Consider the following 16,624-nt stretch of genomic DNA (forward strand, 5'->3'; position numbering starts at 1 on the left):
TTCAACCGCTCGTTGTTTTTCACCCGTTATTTCACGGAGACTGCAAGCTTCATTTTCGGATGAATGCCGCAGAGGATCGTGAACTGCCCCGGCTTCGGGAAGACGACGACGGTTTTGCTGCCCGGAATCTGCTCTCCGGTGTCGAAGCTGAAGTCCGGATTTTCCAGATAGGCGTGATGGACGAGTTCACCGTCGTCGTTGACGATCGCGATGGCTTCGCCGGCTCGCAGGGTGATCGCGCCCGGTGCGAAGGATCGGCCCCTCTGCGTCACGCGGTGGGATGCCGTATCACCGGCCAGCGCAAGCGCCGTTCCGGATGCGATGAAGGATGTGAGCAACAGGACTGACCCCATGCGCCGCGGCGTGGGCGTCGTTCTCATCCGGCACGCATCCGTCATGCCCATCTCCTCTGTTTCGAGGACGCCCCCGCGCACTCGTTTGTCTCAAATGAGCATCCATGAAGTTGCGTTCGCCTTAACGTCATCGCCGAATTCGAGGGATACGCTCCCGAAATCGCTGCCGTCGTAGATTACCTTAACGATTGTCGGACATGCTGGCTGCGAGAAGCGAGCGTTTGCCCGATGAGTCTGTCACGCCAACACAATGGCTTTTCACTGGGGCGCAAAGCCGTCGAGGCCGTGCTGCGCGGTGGTCGCACGATTCGCGGCCGCATCTTCCTTGCCTTCCTGATGCTGAGCGCGATCACGGCGGGGCTCGGCGGCTACGCCGCCTTCGGCATCATGACGACGGGTGCGCTGGTCGACAAAACCTACGACCGCTCCCTGATGGCGATCAATTACGCCCGGGCCGCCGCGGCCGACCTCGCGATGCTCCAGGCGGCCGTGGCCCGAGCCCGACTCGCAGGCGACGACGCCGAGCGGCGCACGCTGGAAGCGCGGATCGAGGCGCTGACGCAATCCTTCGAAGAAGATCTGGAGATCGCGGCGGACCGGGCCCATTCGGAGCGTGCGACGCGGGAAGCCGCTGCCGCAAAGGAGGCCGTCACGCAGTGGCTCGCGGCCCGGCGGGAGTTCGGCCCCGATCAACAGACGGCGGATGTCTGGCAGGCGCTCGACGCTCATGCGGCGGTGGCCGAGCAGCATATCGACCTGCTGATCAACTTCACCGCCGGCGATGGCTTCTCCTATCGGCAGACGGCCCGCGCGGACGTCGACCGCGACGTCCGGCTCAGCATCTTCGCGACCTCGCTCGCGATCATTCTCTCCGGCATCGTCGCCCTGCTCCTGTTGCGGCAGATCGTTCGCCCGGTGGCCGACGCCTCGACGGTCGCGAGCCGCATCGCGGCCGGCGAGCTGACCGTGCGGGTGCCCGAGGGCGGCGACGACGAGTTCGGCGCCCTGCTGCGGGCCATGGCGGTCATGCGCGACAACATCGCGGCCATGATGCAGGCCGAGGTCGCTCAGCGCCGCTCGGCCCAAAGCCTGCTGGCCGACGCTGTGCAGGGGTCGATCGAAGGCATCGTCGTCGTCGATGCCGGCGGTCGCATCGTGCTCGCGAATGCGCGGGCGGCGGCATGGCTCGGGATCGATCAGGCCGAGCCCGGCCATCGCCTGCTCTCGGATTCGCGCGGTTCGGCCGTTGCCGATGCCCTGCTCGCCATGCCCGGCAACGCCACCCAGACCGCCGAGACCCATGCCGCCGACGGGCGCTGGCTTCGCATCAGCCGCAGTCCCACCCGCGAGGGCGGCTTCGTCGCCGTCTGCAGCGACGTGTCCCTGCTCAAGGAGCAGGAAGACCAGCTCAAGCGCAGCAATGCGCAGCTCGACGCCGCTCTCAGCAACATGCTCCAGGGGCTCTGCCTCTACGACGCGGAAGGCGGGCTCCTCGTCTACAATCGCCGCTTCTGCGACATGTTTGGAATCGATGCCGCCGCGCTGCGGCCGGGCATGAGCATTCGCGAGGTGGCCCGTCTCGTCGAAGCCTCGTCCGAAAGCGGCCGCGCGATCGATCTCCTCGTCGAGCAGGAGGCCCTGCTCCAGCGTGGGTTGAGCGCCTCGCTCTGTTGCCCGATCCGGACGGATTGCATCGTCGCGCTCAAGCAGCAGCCGACTGCGGAAGGCGGTTGGATCGCCACCTACGAGGATGTCACCCAGCGCTACGAGGCCGAAGCGCGGATCATCACCATGGCGCGCAAGGACGCGCTGACGGGGCTTGCCAACCGCATGGTGTTCGGCGAGCGCCTGGAAGAGGCCGCCGCGCGTCTCGCCGACGGGGCTGGTGCCGGCTTTGCCACGCTCTGCCTCGATCTCGACCGGTTCAAGGAAGTCAACGACACGCTGGGCCATCCCATCGGTGACGGCCTGCTGCGCAGCGTTGCGGAGCGGCTGCAATGCTGCCTGCGCGACACCGATCTCGTGGCGCGTCTGGGGGGCGACGAGTTCGCCATCGTCCAGGCTGGCGTCCAGGCCGGCACGCATGCGCGGCGGGATGCGAGCGCCCTGGCCAAGCGCCTGATCGCGGCCTTCCAGCAGCCCTTCCTTCTCGACGGGCACACCGTGACGGTGGGTCTCAGCATCGGCATTTCGCTTGCCCCCGAACACGGAACGAGCCCGGAGAAGCTGCTCAAAAGCGCCGATCTCGCGCTCTACCGCGCCAAGGCGACCGGACGCGGCTGCTGGTCCTTCTTCGACGAGGAAATGGACGTCGAGCTGCGCAAACGCCGGGCCCTGGAGAGCGATCTCAAGAAGGCCGTCGGCAACGGCGAGTTCGAGCTCGTGTTCCAGCCGATCGTCAAGCTCGACCGGCAGCGGATCGCCAGTTGCGAGGCGCTGCTGCGCTGGCGGCATCCCGAGCGTGGCTATGTCTCGCCCGCGGAATTCATCCCCCTGGCGGAAGAGACCGGCACCATCGGCGAGATCGGCGAATGGGTGCTGCGCAAGGCATGCAGCGAGGCCGCGACTTGGCCCGCCGGCATCGGCGTCGCCGTCAATGTCTCCGCGGCACAGTTCAAGGATGCTGCGGTCGTCCGGGCGGTGAGGAATGCGCTCGCTGCGAGCGGATTACCGGCCCACCGGCTGGAAGTGGAAATCACCGAATCGGTGCTGCTCAACGACAGCGTGACGACGCTGGCGACGCTCCACACCCTCAAGCGCCTCGGCGTACGGGTGGCGATGGACGATTTCGGTACCGGCTTCTCGTCGTTGAGCTACCTGCAGAGCTTCCCCTTCGACAAGATCAAGATCGACCAGTCCTTCGTGCGCAACCTCGCCGCACCGGGCAATGCGCGGCTGATCGTGCGCTCCGTGGTCGGCCTCGGCCGCAGCCTCGGCATCACGACCACGGCGGAGGGCATCGAGACCGAGGCCCAGCTCGAGCAGCTTCGCCTCGAAGGATGCGACGAGGGACAGGGCTACCTGTTCAGCCGCCCCGTCCCCTCGGCCACGATCCGTGAATTGGTCACGGCACTCGGCCGCAACGCGGCCTGAACGGCGGCGCGGGCCCGAGGCGCCGTCGCCCTCGCGAGGCTATAGGCCGCCACATCGCGATTATGCATAGTGCTATATCAGCACAACATATGAGTGCGACACGTCGGCACAAGTTTATGCTGAACAAAGCGCTCATACGACGATTTCCCTGACACAAGAGCCGAAGCGCAGCCAGTCGAAAGACTTGGCCGTGCACGGCTGTTTGATCTGCGTGCCGAGGAAATCAGCCGATGTACTATTTCGACAAGAAGCTCCAATACCCGGTGCGGGTCGACAGCCCGGATCCGATCTATGCCCGGATGCTACAGCAGGCGATCGGCGGAGTCGAAGGCGAGATCCGCGTCTGCATGCAGTACTTCTTCCAGGCTTGGGGTAATCGCGCACCCAACACCAAGTATCGCGACATGCTGCTCCACACGGCGACGGAGGAGATCGGCCATATCGAGATGTTGGCGACCGCCGTCGCGATGAATCTCGAGAATGCGCCGACCAAGGTTCAGGAGGCCGGCGCGGCCGATGCCATCGTCGGCGCCGTGATGGGCGGCGAAAACCCGCGCCACATCGCAGAGGGGATGCTGCACAAGCACCTGCTTTCCTCGGGCATGGCCGCCTTCCCCGGCAATTCCGACGGCGTGCCCTTCGACATGAACCACATCTACGCCAGCGGAAACATCGCGGCGGACATGTATTGCAACGTCGCCGCCGAGGCGACCGGCCGGACACTGGCGGTGCGCCTGTCCAACGCGACCAACGATCCCGGCATGAAGGACATGTGGAGCTTCCTCATCGCCCGCGACACGATGCACCAGCAGCAATGGCTCGCGGTCATCGAGGAGCTTGGCGGCACCGAGGGGGCCCTGCCGATCCCGAACAGCTTCCCGCAATCGGAAGAGAACCAGAAGTTCAACTACAGCTTCTTCGCCACGAACCGTGACGGGGCGCCGCCGCCGGAAGGCCGCTGGACGGCCGGTCCGTCGATCGACGGCAAGGGCAATTTCAGCGTGTTCCAGAACGAGCCCATGGGGCAGGAGCCCGTGCTCGGCCCCGCCCGCCCCGACAGCGGCGCCGAGACGCAGCAGATCGGCTGATCCATCGCCCGGCCGCTCCCGCGGTCGGGCGAACCCTTTTTTTGGTTCACCCCACACCGTTCGAACAGGAGACGCCGACGATGACCCTCGACACGCGCGACATCTACGTCACCGCTCTCAAGAACACCCACGCCCTGGAAATGCAGGCTCTGCAAATCATGGAGCGTCAGGTCGAGCGGCTCACTCGCTACCCTGAGATGGAGGAGGCTCTGCGCCGCCACATCGAGGAGACGCACGGCCAGCGCACCCGACTGGAAGAAGCCCTCCAGGCGCTCGGCGACAGCCCCTCGGCGATCAAGGAAGGCATTCTCGGTTTCGTCGGCAACATGATGGCGCTGGGCCATACGCCGGCGCAGGACGAGATCCTGAAGAACACCTACGCCAACCACGCCTTCGAGAACTTCGAGATCGCGGCCTACGAATCGCTGCTCACCATCGGCGAGGCGGCCGGGCAGGGCGGTAGCCTGACGGGCTTCCGGCAATCCCTGCAGGAGGAAGAGGCGATGGCGCGCCGGGTGCGTGAGCTGATCGGCCCGACGACGAAGCGCTACCTCGACCTCACCGTCGCGGGCGAGAAGGCGGATCGCTGATCTACATGCGAGTTCGGCAGTCGCATCGGCTCCGAACGTCAAGACATCGCGCACCGGACCACACGATTTTGGCCCGGTGCGCGCGGACAGCGCACCAAGCCATCAGGGCGGCGTTGCGAGCCAGATGACATGGCGAGGCCCGCTCGAACCGCTGGCCGGCCGACGAACCTCCTCGACCGTGAAGCCGAGACGCTGAAGCCGGGCCTTGAACTTGCGGTCGGGCGTCCCCGACCAGACCGCGAGCGTGCCGCCCGGCTTGAGCGCCCATTGCGCCCGCTTCAGGCCCCACTCGTCGTAGAGCCGGTTGTTCGCGCGTCGCAGCAGACCCTCCGGGCCGTTATCCACATCTAACAGGATCGCATCCCACCCGGCGGCCTCGGACTGGATCAGGCGGGTGACATCCGTTTCGCGCAACTCGACGCGCGGATCGTCCAGGCAGCCGGCGAAGACGGGCGCGAGCGGTCCCCGCGCCCAGGCGGCCACCGCCGGCACGAGTTCGGCGACGACGATGCGCGCATCCGGTCCGAACTCCCGCAGAGCGGTGCGGAGCGTGAATCCCATGCCGAGGCCGCCGATGAGGATGCGCGGCGCCGGCCGGCCCGTCAGCCGGGCGCAGGTCAGCGAGGCCAGAGCCTCCTCCGAAGTGCCGCGCGTGCTGTTCATCAGCTCGATATTGCCGACAACGATGGAGAATTCGCCGCCGCGCTGCATCAAGGCGAGGCTCTTGCCGCCGCCGGGCACGTCGCTGGTTTCGAGATGCACCCACTCGTTCATCACTGCCTTTCCCGGCCGGGCGCCGGGTGCGACCCCGCATGCGTCCGTCGCCATTGCTCTTTCCGCTGAAGGCCGCCTATCAGCGGGCATGTCCAAACGCACCAAATCTCTCCCGCAGCAGCGCGGCTTCGTTCTCTTCGACGTCGTCTTCGAAGACGGCACACGCGCCTCGAACCGACGTGTCCCGATGGAAATCCTCGGCGGGCTCGACGGCGACGAGCCGGCGCGTCAGCTCATCGCCGAGCAGGAGGCGGAAATCGCGCAGAAGGCCGGCCGCGCACCGCGCGAAATCCAGTACCTCACGCGCTCGCCGATCACGAAGCCGGTCGTCGCCACCTGACGCAGCGGCGTTGCCCCCTGCGTGCCGGCTCGAAGCCGCAGGGGGAAACCGGATTGTCTCATGAGCGAGCCCAACCGGCTCGCAGGCGCCGGCCAATGGGTCGAGCCTGAAACAAAGAAGGGGTCGGCTCAGCGCCAACCCCTTCCCAACCATACTAAATTCGATGGTACCACCGCCCCGGCTCGAACGGGGGACCCCTAGATCCACAATCTAGTGCTCTAACCAACTGAGCTACGGCGGCACGTGAGGGGGGCTTATCCCGAGCCTCGCGGCATTTCAAGCGTCTTGAATGCGTGTCTTCACGGTTCGCGCCAACGATCCACCGATGCTAGACGGCGGGCGCATGGCCGCTATGGCCTGCGATCCGGACCCAGCCTCCGCGAGTGCGATGAGCCCGTCTCCGTCTCCGCCCACCACCGCCCCGCTCGTCCAGGCTCCGGTGCGGCTGCGGGCCTGGGTGCGGGGCAACGAGATTGCCCTGGTGGGGCTCGCCGCCGTGACGGGATGCGTTGGGGGGCTCGTCGTCGTCGCGATGAGCAGCGCCAGCCAGTTCCTGCGCGAAATCCTCTACCGGCTTCCCGCGGGCCAGCGCCTCAGCAGCCTGACGGACCTGCCGGCCGAGGGGCTGATGGGGGCTCCGTTCCTGGCTCCGGCGCTCGGCGGGGCGATCCTCGGCCTTCTGCTCCTGATCTCGATGAGGAGACGCGGCAAAGCCAAGCGCGCGGTGGTCGATCCGATCGAGGCCAATGCCCTGCATGGCGGGCGGATGTCGCTGCGCGGCTCGCTCGACGTGGCGGCGCAGAACGTGGTCTCGAATGGCTGCGGCGCCTCGGTCGGGCTGGAGGCCGGCTACACGCAGGTCGCTTCGGGGATCGCCTCGCGGCTCGGCATCGCCTTCGAAATGCGGCGTTCGGATCTGCGCACCCTGGTCGGCTGCGGCTCGGCAGCGGCCATCGCCGCCGCGTTCGGCTCGCCGCTGACCGGTGCGTTCTACGCGTTCGAACTCATCATCGGCACCTACACCATCGCGACGCTTGCCCCTGTCGTCGTCGCGGCCCTGTGCGGTAGCCTCGTGGCGCGGGCGCTCGCCCCGCAGCCGGCCCTGGTCGATGTCGGCGCCCTGGCTCTGGCCAAGAACACGGCTTTGGGGGCGGGCGACACGCTGCCGTGCCTCGTCCTCGGCCTCGTCTGCGCCGTCCTGGCGGTGCTGCTGATGCGCGGCGTGACGCTGGTGGAGCAGGGCTTTCGCGCCTCGCGTCTGCCCGCGCCCCTGCGGCCCGTCCTTGGCGGCCTGTGCGTCGGCGGGCTCGCGCTCGCGACCACCCCGCAGGTGCTCTCGGCCGGGCACGGCGCGCTCCACATCACCCTCGCGCCCGAGGCGGCAGCCGGGCTCGGCGCGCTGGCCGGCCTCATCGTCGCCAAGGCGGCAGCCTCCGCGATGTCGATCGGATCGGGCTTCCGCGGCGGTCTGTTCTTCGCGTCGCTGTTTCTCGGGGCGCTGGTGGGCCGCCTGTTCGCCGGGCTGGCGCCGATGGTCTGGCCCGGCTTCGAGGGGTTCGGCCTCGCGCCGGTCGGCTATGCCGTGATCGGCATGAGCGCTTTTGCCGTCGCCATCGTCGGCGGCCCGCTCACCATGACCTTCCTCGCCCTGGAGATGACGGGCAGCTTCCCCGTGACCGGGCTCGTGCTCGCATCGGTGATCGCCTCCTCGCTCACGGTGCGGAAGACCTTCGGCTACTCCTTCGCGACGTGGCGCTTCCACTTGCGCGGCGAAAGCATCCGCAGCGCCCACGATGTCGGGTGGATGCGCTCGCTGACGGTCGGGCGGATGATGCGCAAGGACATCCGGCCGGTGCCCCTCGATACGCCAATGGCGACGTTCCTGCGCGCGCATCCCCTCGGCTCGCCCTCGCGCGTGGTCGTGGTGGACGAGCATGATCGCTATGCCGGAATCGTCCTCGTGCCGGAGGCCCATGCGCGTGCGGCCGAGAATGGCGGCGAGACGCCGCGCCTCGCCGAGGTCGTGCGTTACCCCGGGTCGTTTCTGCTCGCCGACATGACCGTCAAACAGGCCGCCGAAGCGTTCGACGGGGCCGAGAGCGAAGAACTCGCCGTGCTGGACGATGCGAAGAGCCGCCGCGTCATCGGCTTGTTGACCGAGAGCCACACGCTGAAACGCTACAGCGAAGAGCTGGACCGGCAGCGTCGCGCCGTGCTCGGCGAAGCGGCCTGAAGGGCGCGCCCATGCTATGGATCGCCGCATGATCCTGCGCACGCACCTCGCCGGCCTCGCCCTCGTTTTCGCCCTCGGCACGGCGGCGCAGGCGGAGTCTTGCGACGGGCTGACCGTGCGGTTGATCCGGGGAACGGGCGTCGCCTTGGCCGGGCGCAGCGGCGCAACGGTCGTGTTCCGCGCTGCGGACGCGGACCGGATGAGCCTCGACTGCGAGACGCCGCGGCGGCTCGCGTTCCGCTCGAATCGCCGTGAGCCGCCGCGCGGGTTCTTCGTGCTGATCGGGCTCGCCGCACGGACGCTGGCCGGCGCGTCGGCCGATTCTGTCGAGACGCTCGCTCTGCGTCTGCACCAGGACAGCCTGCTCACCGGCGCACCGCAGCTCGGCCGCGTCGGCGGCGTGGTCGTCCGCTGCGATCCCGGCGACCGGGCGGACGGCTTCGGGGTCGGCAGCCTGTGCCGTCTGGCGGCAGAGCGGCCCCGCCGCGGTCTTTCCCGCGCGGCGTCGCCGGGCTAGACGGGCGCCATGCCCGAGACCGCACAGACTTCCGGTTCCGTCGTCCAGACCGGCGGCGTCGCCTTCGCCAACCATCTGCCGCTGGCGCTGATCGCCGGCCCCTGCCAGCTCGAAGGGCGAACCCACGCCCTCGAAATCGCCGCCGCTCTCAAGGAGATGGCGGCCAAGCTCGGCATCGGCCTCGTGTTCAAGTCGTCCTTCGACAAGGCCAACCGCACCTCCGGCCGCACGGCCCGCGGCGTCGGCCTCGACGAGGCGCTTCCGGTCTTCGCCGAGATCCGCGAGAGCCTCGGGCTTCCCGTGCTCACCGACGTGCACGAGGCCGAGCAATGCGCGCGGGCGGCGCAGGCCGTCGATATCCTGCAGATCCCGGCCTTCCTCTGCCGCCAGACCGACCTTCTTCTCGCCGCCGCCGCCACGGGGCGGGCGGTCAATGTGAAGAAGGGCCAGTTCCTCGCCCCCTGGGACATGGCCCATGTCGCATCCAAGGTGACCGAGGCCGGCAACCCCAACGTCATCGTCACCGAGCGCGGCGCCTCCTTCGGCTACAACACCCTCGTCTCCGACATGCGCTCGCTGCCGATCATGGCCCGCGTCACAGGAGGGGCTCCGGTGGTGTTCGATGCGACGCACTCGGTGCAGCAGCCGGGCGGGCAGGGCGCCACCTCCGGCGGACAGCGGGAGTTCGTCGCGGTGCTCGCCCGCGCCGCGGTGGCGGTCGGCGTGGCGGGCGTGTTCATCGAGACCCATCCCGATCCCGACCGTGCCCCCTCCGACGGGCCGAACATGGTGGCTCTCGACGATCTGCCCGCTTTGATCGAAACCCTCATGGCGTTCGATCGTCTCGCCAAGGCGTAAGACCGACGCAAACGCAGCGGTTTCAGGTTTCATTCAGGCGCGCTGCGCGATGTTCCACTGCAATCGAGAACAAAGCGGCTCCGCGTGAGGCTCCGATCACGATCGGACCACGCGGGAACTTCCGGCAAAGCTCGGGTGTTGGACCGCCAAGACGCTTCTGGATTGGAAAGGACGCTATGCGTAAGCTTGCCCTTGTGACCGCCGCCCTGATCTCCGTCGGCACGCTCACCGCAACCTCCGCCGATGCGCGCCCGTACGGCCGCGGCTACGGCCACCATCACGGTCATTATCATGGCGGCGGCTACGGCCGGGGTGCCTATTACGGCGGCGGTCGCCGCCGCGGCATCGGCACCGGCGCGGCCGTGGGCCTCGGCATTGCCGGCCTCGCAGCCGGCGCGATTGCGGCCGGCGCGGCGCGCGACGCCTATGCCCGCGACAGCTACTACGGTCGTCCGGCCTACGGCGGCGGCTACTACGATTACGGTTACTGAGGCCCGAGCCTCATCTGACGCGAAAAGGCGGCCGGGCAACCGGCCGCCTTTTTCGTGCGTGCCGTGTTTCAGATCCGCAGAGAGTTCGCCGCCGGCATGGAGCGAGAGGCACGGCTGGATTGCACCCCCATCGCCGATGCGACATCTTATCCCGCATCGCAACAGCTATGGGGGAATCATGCCTGTCATCGCGGCCGTCGTCGGGGCGTTCATGACCGGGCTGATGTACTATTTCATGTACGGCAACGGGATGGCGCAGCTCGACCACTTTCTCGGTGATCGGCGCAGCGCGAAGCTCCGGGCGAAGAGCGAGGCCGCCTTTCGGGCGGCGCCGCTGCGCGCAATTCGCGATCCGGCCGACGCGGCCGGCGTGCTGATGATGCTGGTGGCCATCGCCCGCGGCACTCCGACCCCGGAGCAGGAGGCCGCCATCGAAGCCGAGATGCGCACGATCACCGGGCCCGACGACGACCACGGGACGCGGATGGCCTATATCCGCCACGCCGCCGCCCAGGCCGCCGACGCCAACACCGCAATCGATCACCTCGCGCCGCTTCTGCGGGACAAGCTCGATGCTTCCGAGCGCGATGATCTCGAGCGGATGCTGGAGGCCGTCGCCATCATCCACGGCGGGCCGATCGAGGCTCAGGAACGCTTCATCGCGCGCACCGTCCGCGTACTGGCCGAGCAGCACTGACCGCGGAGGCGCGGTCGCTCAGCCCCGGCCGCGATAGGGCGCGACCCCCTGGTCCGGCAGCCAAACCGATTTCAGGGGCTCACCCGTCTGCCAGAACACGTCGATCGGAATGCCGCCGCGCGGATACCAGTAGCCGCCGATGCGCAGCCAGCGCGGCTCGAGCAATTCGACGAGCCGCCGCCCGATGCCGACGGTGCAATCCTCGTGGAAAGCGCCGTGGTTGCGGAAGGCACCGAGATAGAGCTTCAGCGATTTCGACTCCACGAGCCAACGATCCGGCACGTAGTCGATCACGAGCGTCGCGAAATCCGGCTGGCCCGTCACCGGGCAGAGCGAGGTGAATTCCGGCGCGGTGAAGCGGGCGAGGTAATCGGTGTCGGCATGAGGGTTGGGCACGCGGTCGAGCTGCGCAACCTCGGGCGAGGCTGGCAGCGGCGTCTGCTGTCCGAGTTGCTTGGCGTGGGTCTCGATCGAATCCATGGGGGCCTATACCCGGCCACACCCGTCACGACTATCGCGCCGGGTGAATGCCAGGGATTCTCCCCGATCAACCGATCCGGTCCGGGGAGCGGTCCCGGAAACTGTGTTGCCCAAAAAAATTGTGGCACCGGGCGGATTTTGTGAAACCTGTTTGACCCTTGGAGCCGGCCGGGTGCTTGCCCGTATCCCGAGGTTGGCGGATAAGCCCGCAACGCAGAGCGTCGCAGGACGCGCGGGCCTCGACGGCATCCGCGAGACGACCCCGCCGCGACGCGCCGCCAAGGAGCGCTCATGACCGCGATCACCAATATCGCCGCCCGCGAGATTCTCGACAGCCGTGGCAACCCCACCGTCGAGGTCGATGTCCTTCTGGAGGACGGTTCCTTCGGCCGCGCCGCGGTCCCCTCCGGCGCCTCCACCGGCGCCCACGAGGCGGTCGAGCTGCGCGACGGCGACAAGAGCCGCTACAACGGCAAGGGCGTGCTCAAGGCCGTCGATGCGGTGCAGACCGAAATCCTCGACGCGATCGGCGGCATGGATGCCGAGGATCAGGTCGCCGTCGACGAGGCGATGATCGCGCTCGACGGCACGCCCAACAAGGCACGGCTCGGCGCCAACGCCATTCTCGGCGTCTCGCTCGCGGTCGCCAAGGCCGCGGCCGAGACCGCCGGCCTGCCGCTCTACCGCTATGTCGGCGGCGTGCAGGGCCGGGTGCTCCCGGTGCCGATGATGAACATCGTCAACGGCGGCGCCCACGCCGACAACCCGATCGACTTCCAGGAATTCATGGTGATGCCGGTCGGCGCCACCTCGCTCTCCGACGCCGTGCGGATGGGCGCCGAGATCTTCCACACGCTCAAGAGCGCCCTGAAGAAGGCCGGCCACAACACGAATGTCGGCGACGAGGGCGGCTTTGCCCCGAACCTGCCCTCGGCCGAGGCTGCGCTCGATTTCGTCATGGAATCGATCAACGCCGCCGGGTTCAAGCCCGGCAGCGACGTGGTGCTGGCGCTCGACTGCGCCGCGACCGAGTTCTTCAAGGACGGCGCCTACCGCTACGAGGGCGAGGGCCAGACCCGCTCCATCGAGGCGCAGGTCGATTACCTCGCCAAGCTGACCGAGGCCTACCCGATCCTCTCCATCGAGGACGGCATGTCCGAGGACGATTGGGAGGGCTGGAAGCTCCTCACCGACCGGATCGGCAGCCGCGTGCAGCTCGTCGGCGACGACCTGTTCGTCACCAATGTCGAGCGTCTCGCCCGCGGCATCGAGACGGGGACCGGCAACTCGATTCTCGTGAAGGTGAACCAGATCGGTTCGCTCACTGAGACCCTGGCCGCCGTCGATATGGCCCAGCGCGCCGGCTACACCGCGGTGATGTCGCACCGCTCCGGCGAGACCGAGGATTCGACCATCGCCGACCTCGCGGTCGCGACGAATTGCGGACAGATCAAGACCGGCTCGCTCGCCCGCTCGGACAGACTGGCCAAGTACAACCAGCTCATCCGCATCGAGGAGGGCCTCGGCGCCCAGGCGCTCTATGCCGGCCGCAGCGCGATCCGCCAGCTCACCGGGCGCTGATCGCTCCTGAACGATCGACGCGCGGCGGGCCGGAAGGTCCGCCGCGCGTTTTCGTTTGTGGGGACCAAGGGCACGCGATCGCGCCGCGCGGAAACGCTTTCTTCACCTTGTTCGGGCGAAGCTCCGAATTGCCATGGTCATTCGTCGCCGCGTCCGCGCCATCGTCGTCCCCGCCGTCCTCTGGACGGTCTCAGCCCTCGTCGTGGGCTATTTCGTGCATCAGGCCGAGAGCGGGAGCCGCGGCCTCGAAGCCAAACGGGTCCTCAAGATCGAGGCCTACGGGCTCACCCAGGAATTGAACGCCGCCAAAGCCGAGCGCGCGACCTGGGAACACCGTGTCTCCCTGCTGCGCAGCGAGCAGATCGACCGCGATCTTCTGGAAGAGCGGGCGCGCATCGTGCTGGGCCGCGTCCATGCCAATGACCTCGTCATCATCGGTCCGTAAATTTTTATTTCCGCAAGACTAAACGCGATAAATATTCATTTTCACTGTCCTTGCGATTTATCCACCGTTGCAACCGTGACGGTAACAGCATTTGATCGCTGTCAGCCCGCCCCTCGATTTCCGTAATTCGCTGCCCTAGAACCCACTGCAACAACGCGATTGCGGGAGGACACCGATGGGTGCGGGCAGCGAGGCGGGGAAACCTGCGGCGGAAACAGACGCGCCGCAACATCGGCCGGCACCGAATATTCCGCAGTTCACGAAGGACGAAGACCTTCACGCCTACCATGAGATGCTGAGCATCCGCCGCTTCGAGGAGAAGGCGGGCCAGCTCTACGGCATGGGCCTGATCGGCGGTTTCTGCCACCTCTATATCGGCCAGGAAGCCGTGGTCGTCGGCATGCAGATGGCCGGCGAGGACGGTGACCAGAACATCACCGGATATCGCGACCACGGCCACATGCTCGCCTGCGGCATGGACCCCAAGGGCGTGATGGCCGAGTTGACCGGACGCCGCGGAGGCTATTCCCGCGGCAAGGGCGGCTCGATGCACATGTTCAGCCGCGAGAAGCAGTTCTTCGGCGGCCATGGCATCGTCGGCGCGCAGGTCTCGCTCGGCACGGGCCTCGCCTTCGCCGACGCCTACCTCAAGAACGGCAAGGTCAGCTTCACCTATATGGGTGACGGCGCGGCCAACCAGGGCCAGGTCTACGAGAGCTTCAACATGGCGGCTCTGTGGAAGCTGCCGGTAGTCTACGTGATCGAGAACAACCGTTACGCCATGGGCACCTCGGTGGCCCGCGCCTCGGCGCAGACGGACTTCTCCAAGCGCGGCCTCTCGTTCGGCATCCCCGGCGAGCAGGTGGACGGCATGGACGTGCGCACGGTGCGCGAGGCCGCTTCCCGCGCCATCAACCACGCCCGCTCGGGCGAGGGCCCCTACATCCTCGAGATGCAGACCTACCGCTATCGCGGCCACTCGATGTCCGATCCGGCCAAGTACCGGACCAAGGACGAGGTCTCGAAGATGCGCGACGAGCACGATCCGATCGAGATGGTGCGCAAGCGCCTGCTCGAGGCGCACGGTGTGCCCGAGGCCGAGCTGAAGAGCATCGACGCCAAGGTCCGCGAGATCGTCAACGAGGCGGCGGATTTCGCGACCCACGATCCCGAGCCCGATCCGTCGGAACTCTGGACCGACATCCTTCTCGAAGCCCGCGCCTGAATGTGTCCCCGACACGCCCCCGAGCCGTCTCGGCCCGGGGGTTCTGAGCGACGCATTCGATAAAGAACACGCCCGACCGTCGACGCACCCGGATCGATAGAGCAGCGCATATGGCGACCGACATCCTGATGCCCGCCCTCTCTCCGACCATGGAGGAGGGGAAGCTCGCCAAATGGCTGAAAAAGGAGGGCGATCCGGTCAAGGCCGGCGACATCCTGGCCGAGATCGAAACCGATAAGGCGACGATGGAGGTCGAGGCGATCGACGAGGGCGTCCTCGCCAAGATCCTCGTCGCGGACGGCACCGAGAACGTCGCCGTCAACACGCCGATCGCCATCATCGCCGAAGAGGGCGAGGACGTGGCCGCGGCGGCCGCGAGCGGCGGCAAGGGCAAGCCCGACGGCGCATCCGGCGGCACGCCTGCTCCGACCCCCGACATGCAGGCCGAGGGCATGGCCGACAAGTCGACCGCCACCGCCAAGACCGGCGACGATGCGCAGAAGGCCCCGGCCTCGCCTGCCGTCATCACCAACAAGGCGCCGGACCCGGTGATGGAGGAGTTCCCGGCCGACTCGCCGATGAAGACCACGACCGTGCGTGAAGCCCTGCGCGACGCCATGGCCGAGGAGATGCGCAAGGACGACAAGGTCCTCGTGATGGGTGAGGAGGTCGCCGAATACCAGGGCGCCTACAAGATCACGCAAGGGCTGCTTCAGGAATTCGGCGCGCGCCGCGTGGTCGATACCCCGATCACCGAGCACGGCTTTGCCGGCATCGGCGTCGGCGCGGCCTTCATGGGCCTCAAGCCCATCGTCGAGTTCATGACCTTCAACTTCGCCATGCAGGCGATCGACCACATCATCAATTCGGCGGCCAAGACGCTCTACATGTCCGGCGGCCAGCTCGGTTGCCCGATCGTGTTCCGCGGCCCCAACGGCGCGGCCGCCCGCGTCGGCGCCCAGCACAGCCACGATTACGCCGCGTGGTACTCGAACGTGCCGGGCCTCAAGGTGATCGCGCCCTACACCGCCTCCGACGCCAAGGGCCTGCTCAAGGCGGCGATCCGCGATCCCAACCCGGTGATCTTCCTCGAGAACGAAATTCTCTACGGCCAGTCCTTCCCGGTGCCGGAGATCGAGGATTTCGTGCTGCCGATCGGCAAGGCGCGCATCCATCGCCCCGGCAAGGACGTCACCATCGTCTCCTTCTCGATCGGCATGACCTACGCGCTGAAGGCGGCTCAGGCCCTGGCCGAGGAAGGCATCGAGGCGGAGGTGATCGACCTGCGCACGATCCGCCCGATGGACAGTGCCACGGTGGTGGAATCGGTGAAGAAGACCGGTCGCTGCGTCTGCGTGGAAGAGGGCTTCCCGCAATCGGGTGTCGGCGCCGAGATCGTTGCCCGTTTGATGGTCGATGCCTTCGACTATCTCGATGCGCCAGTCCTGCGGGTCACCGGCAAGGACGTGCCGATGCCCTACGCGGCCAACCTCGAAAAGCTCGCGCTGCCCAACGTGGCGGAAGTCATCGAGGCGGTCAAAAGCGTCTGCTACAAATAAATACAGGTAAATGTCGGAAACGTTCGAAGAACTCGAGATCCCGCCCGACGCCCTGGAACAGGGCGGGATCGAGATTGTGCGCGCTTCCATCGTCGATGGTGCCGTGAGCGTGGCGCTCCGGCGCGCCTTCGATGACCCGGCGACCTGGGGCCGCCTGCTCATCGACCTCGCGCGGCAGGCTGCCCGCGCCTACGCGATGGAAACGGACACCTCGGAGGAGGAAGCCTTCGAGCGCATCCGTGCCGGGTGGGAGGCGGAATGCCTCGACCCCAACAACGCCCTCAACTGACCCTCTCTTTC

Annotated in this window: 17 protein-coding genes and 1 tRNA gene; 14 read left to right on the plus strand and 4 right to left on the minus strand. The window is 67.3% G+C overall.

Annotation, left to right across the window (positions count from 1 at the left end):
• Positions 1 to 26: 26 nt before the first annotated feature.
• Complete coding sequence (locus tag ASF53_RS02960; RefSeq protein WP_056193897.1) at positions 27 to 398, minus strand: cupredoxin domain-containing protein; 372 nt, start codon at positions 396 to 398, stop codon at positions 27 to 29.
• A 183-nt stretch (positions 399 to 581) separates the two neighbouring features.
• Between ASF53_RS02960 and ASF53_RS02965 the strand changes: the two genes are divergently transcribed.
• From ASF53_RS02965 to ASF53_RS02975, 3 genes are all read left to right on the plus strand, one after another.
• The gene (locus ASF53_RS02965; protein WP_056193459.1) at positions 582 to 3,446 is read left to right on the plus strand and encodes an EAL domain-containing protein; all 2,865 of its coding nucleotides are present in this window, start codon (positions 582 to 584) and stop codon (positions 3,444 to 3,446) included.
• A gap of 230 nt (positions 3,447 to 3,676) precedes the next feature.
• Positions 3,677 to 4,534 (plus strand): manganese catalase family protein, encoded by an 858-nt coding sequence (locus ASF53_RS02970; RefSeq protein WP_012254135.1) that lies wholly within the window; start codon positions 3,677 to 3,679, stop codon positions 4,532 to 4,534.
• Positions 4,535 to 4,614: 80 nt separating this feature from the next.
• Positions 4,615 to 5,124 (plus strand): ferritin-like domain-containing protein, encoded by a 510-nt coding sequence (locus ASF53_RS02975; protein WP_056193462.1) that lies wholly within the window; start codon positions 4,615 to 4,617, stop codon positions 5,122 to 5,124.
• A gap of 102 nt (positions 5,125 to 5,226) precedes the next feature.
• Here the strand turns inward: ASF53_RS02975 and ASF53_RS02980 are convergent, their stop codons facing one another.
• Complete coding sequence (locus ASF53_RS02980) at positions 5,227 to 5,898, minus strand: spermidine synthase (protein WP_056193465.1); 672 nt, start codon at positions 5,896 to 5,898, stop codon at positions 5,227 to 5,229.
• An 88-nt stretch (positions 5,899 to 5,986) separates the two neighbouring features.
• Between ASF53_RS02980 and ASF53_RS02985 the strand changes: the two genes are divergently transcribed.
• Positions 5,987 to 6,238 carry a hypothetical protein gene (locus ASF53_RS02985; protein WP_056193468.1) on the plus strand — a complete coding sequence of 84 codons (252 nt, stop codon included), beginning with the start codon at positions 5,987 to 5,989 and terminating at the stop codon, positions 6,236 to 6,238.
• Positions 6,239 to 6,402: 164 nt separating this feature from the next.
• On the opposite strand, the gene ASF53_RS02990 is transcribed toward ASF53_RS02985, so the two are convergent.
• Positions 6,403 to 6,479: transfer RNA gene (locus ASF53_RS02990), tRNA-His, on the minus strand.
• A 147-nt stretch (positions 6,480 to 6,626) separates the two neighbouring features.
• Here ASF53_RS02990 and ASF53_RS02995 point away from each other — a divergent pair.
• From ASF53_RS02995 to ASF53_RS03015, 5 genes are all read left to right on the plus strand, one after another.
• On the plus strand, positions 6,627 to 8,471 hold the full coding sequence (locus ASF53_RS02995) for a chloride channel protein (protein WP_056193900.1): 1,845 nt from the start codon (positions 6,627 to 6,629) through the stop codon (positions 8,469 to 8,471).
• Positions 8,472 to 8,499: 28 nt separating this feature from the next.
• The gene (locus tag ASF53_RS03000) at positions 8,500 to 8,988 is read left to right on the plus strand and encodes a hypothetical protein (protein ID WP_056193903.1); all 489 of its coding nucleotides are present in this window, start codon (positions 8,500 to 8,502) and stop codon (positions 8,986 to 8,988) included.
• A 9-nt stretch (positions 8,989 to 8,997) separates the two neighbouring features.
• On the plus strand, positions 8,998 to 9,846 hold the full coding sequence (gene kdsA / locus ASF53_RS03005; protein ID WP_056193471.1) for a 3-deoxy-8-phosphooctulonate synthase: 849 nt from the start codon (positions 8,998 to 9,000) through the stop codon (positions 9,844 to 9,846).
• Between the two features lie 176 nt (positions 9,847 to 10,022).
• Complete coding sequence (locus ASF53_RS03010; protein ID WP_056193474.1) at positions 10,023 to 10,337, plus strand: hypothetical protein; 315 nt, start codon at positions 10,023 to 10,025, stop codon at positions 10,335 to 10,337.
• Positions 10,338 to 10,515: 178 nt separating this feature from the next.
• The gene (locus ASF53_RS03015; protein ID WP_056193906.1) at positions 10,516 to 11,034 is read left to right on the plus strand and encodes a hypothetical protein; all 519 of its coding nucleotides are present in this window, start codon (positions 10,516 to 10,518) and stop codon (positions 11,032 to 11,034) included.
• Between the two features lie 18 nt (positions 11,035 to 11,052).
• Here ASF53_RS03015 and queF read toward each other — a convergent pair whose 3' ends face one another.
• Positions 11,053 to 11,514, minus strand: a complete 462-nt coding sequence (queF, locus tag ASF53_RS03020) for a preQ(1) synthase (RefSeq protein ID WP_056193476.1) — start codon at positions 11,512 to 11,514, stop codon at positions 11,053 to 11,055.
• A 291-nt stretch (positions 11,515 to 11,805) separates the two neighbouring features.
• Between queF and eno the strand changes: the two genes are divergently transcribed.
• The 5 genes from eno to ASF53_RS03045 all read left to right on the plus strand — a co-directional run bounded on the left by eno (position 11,806) and on the right by ASF53_RS03045 (position 16,613).
• A complete protein-coding gene (gene eno / locus ASF53_RS03025) occupies positions 11,806 to 13,095 on the plus strand; it encodes a phosphopyruvate hydratase (RefSeq protein WP_056193479.1) in 1,290 nt (429 codons plus the stop codon).
• Between the two features lie 133 nt (positions 13,096 to 13,228).
• Positions 13,229 to 13,540 (plus strand): FtsB family cell division protein, encoded by a 312-nt coding sequence (locus ASF53_RS03030; protein WP_056193481.1) that lies wholly within the window; start codon positions 13,229 to 13,231, stop codon positions 13,538 to 13,540.
• Positions 13,541 to 13,715: 175 nt separating this feature from the next.
• Positions 13,716 to 14,765, plus strand: coding sequence for a pyruvate dehydrogenase (acetyl-transferring) E1 component subunit alpha (pdhA, locus tag ASF53_RS03035; RefSeq protein WP_056193484.1), 1,050 nt, complete (start codon positions 13,716 to 13,718; stop codon positions 14,763 to 14,765).
• A 110-nt stretch (positions 14,766 to 14,875) separates the two neighbouring features.
• Complete coding sequence (locus ASF53_RS03040; RefSeq protein ID WP_056193487.1) at positions 14,876 to 16,324, plus strand: pyruvate dehydrogenase complex E1 component subunit beta; 1,449 nt, start codon at positions 14,876 to 14,878, stop codon at positions 16,322 to 16,324.
• Positions 16,325 to 16,334: 10 nt separating this feature from the next.
• Complete coding sequence (locus ASF53_RS03045) at positions 16,335 to 16,613, plus strand: DUF5076 domain-containing protein (protein ID WP_056193489.1); 279 nt, start codon at positions 16,335 to 16,337, stop codon at positions 16,611 to 16,613.
• Positions 16,614 to 16,624 lie beyond the last annotated feature (11 nt).

The sequence above is a fragment of the Methylobacterium sp. Leaf123 genome (assembly GCF_001423405.1).
Classification (GTDB): domain Bacteria; phylum Pseudomonadota; class Alphaproteobacteria; order Rhizobiales; family Beijerinckiaceae; genus Methylobacterium.

Excerpts from the sequence above, each read along its gene's own strand:
- ASF53_RS03010 (WP_056193474.1), top strand. The coding sequence starts at position 10,023 with ATGCGTAAGCTTGCCCTTGTGACCGCCGCCCTGATCTCCGTCGGCACG.
- ASF53_RS03030 (WP_056193481.1), top strand. The coding sequence starts at position 13,229 with ATGGTCATTCGTCGCCGCGTCCGCGCCATCGTCGTCCCCGCCGTCCTC.
- ASF53_RS03015 (WP_056193906.1), top strand. The coding sequence starts at position 10,516 with ATGCCTGTCATCGCGGCCGTCGTCGGGGCGTTCATGACCGGGCTGATG.
- kdsA (WP_056193471.1), top strand. The coding sequence starts at position 8,998 with ATGCCCGAGACCGCACAGACTTCCGGTTCCGTCGTCCAGACCGGCGGC.
- queF (WP_056193476.1), bottom strand. The coding sequence starts at position 11,514 with ATGGATTCGATCGAGACCCACGCCAAGCAACTCGGACAGCAGACGCCG.
- ASF53_RS02975 (WP_056193462.1), top strand. The coding sequence starts at position 4,615 with ATGACCCTCGACACGCGCGACATCTACGTCACCGCTCTCAAGAACACC.
- eno (WP_056193479.1), top strand. The coding sequence starts at position 11,806 with ATGACCGCGATCACCAATATCGCCGCCCGCGAGATTCTCGACAGCCGT.
- ASF53_RS02980 (WP_056193465.1), bottom strand. The coding sequence starts at position 5,898 with ATGAACGAGTGGGTGCATCTCGAAACCAGCGACGTGCCCGGCGGCGGC.
- pdhA (WP_056193484.1), top strand. The coding sequence starts at position 13,716 with ATGGGTGCGGGCAGCGAGGCGGGGAAACCTGCGGCGGAAACAGACGCG.
- ASF53_RS02960 (WP_056193897.1), bottom strand. The coding sequence starts at position 398 with ATGACGGATGCGTGCCGGATGAGAACGACGCCCACGCCGCGGCGCATG.
- ASF53_RS02965 (WP_056193459.1), top strand. The coding sequence starts at position 582 with ATGAGTCTGTCACGCCAACACAATGGCTTTTCACTGGGGCGCAAAGCC.
- ASF53_RS03045 (WP_056193489.1), top strand. The coding sequence starts at position 16,335 with ATGTCGGAAACGTTCGAAGAACTCGAGATCCCGCCCGACGCCCTGGAA.
- ASF53_RS02995 (WP_056193900.1), top strand. The coding sequence starts at position 6,627 with ATGAGCCCGTCTCCGTCTCCGCCCACCACCGCCCCGCTCGTCCAGGCT.
- ASF53_RS02985 (WP_056193468.1), top strand. The coding sequence starts at position 5,987 with ATGTCCAAACGCACCAAATCTCTCCCGCAGCAGCGCGGCTTCGTTCTC.
- ASF53_RS03040 (WP_056193487.1), top strand. The coding sequence starts at position 14,876 with ATGGCGACCGACATCCTGATGCCCGCCCTCTCTCCGACCATGGAGGAG.
- ASF53_RS03000 (WP_056193903.1), top strand. The coding sequence starts at position 8,500 with ATGATCCTGCGCACGCACCTCGCCGGCCTCGCCCTCGTTTTCGCCCTC.
- ASF53_RS02970 (WP_012254135.1), top strand. The coding sequence starts at position 3,677 with ATGTACTATTTCGACAAGAAGCTCCAATACCCGGTGCGGGTCGACAGC.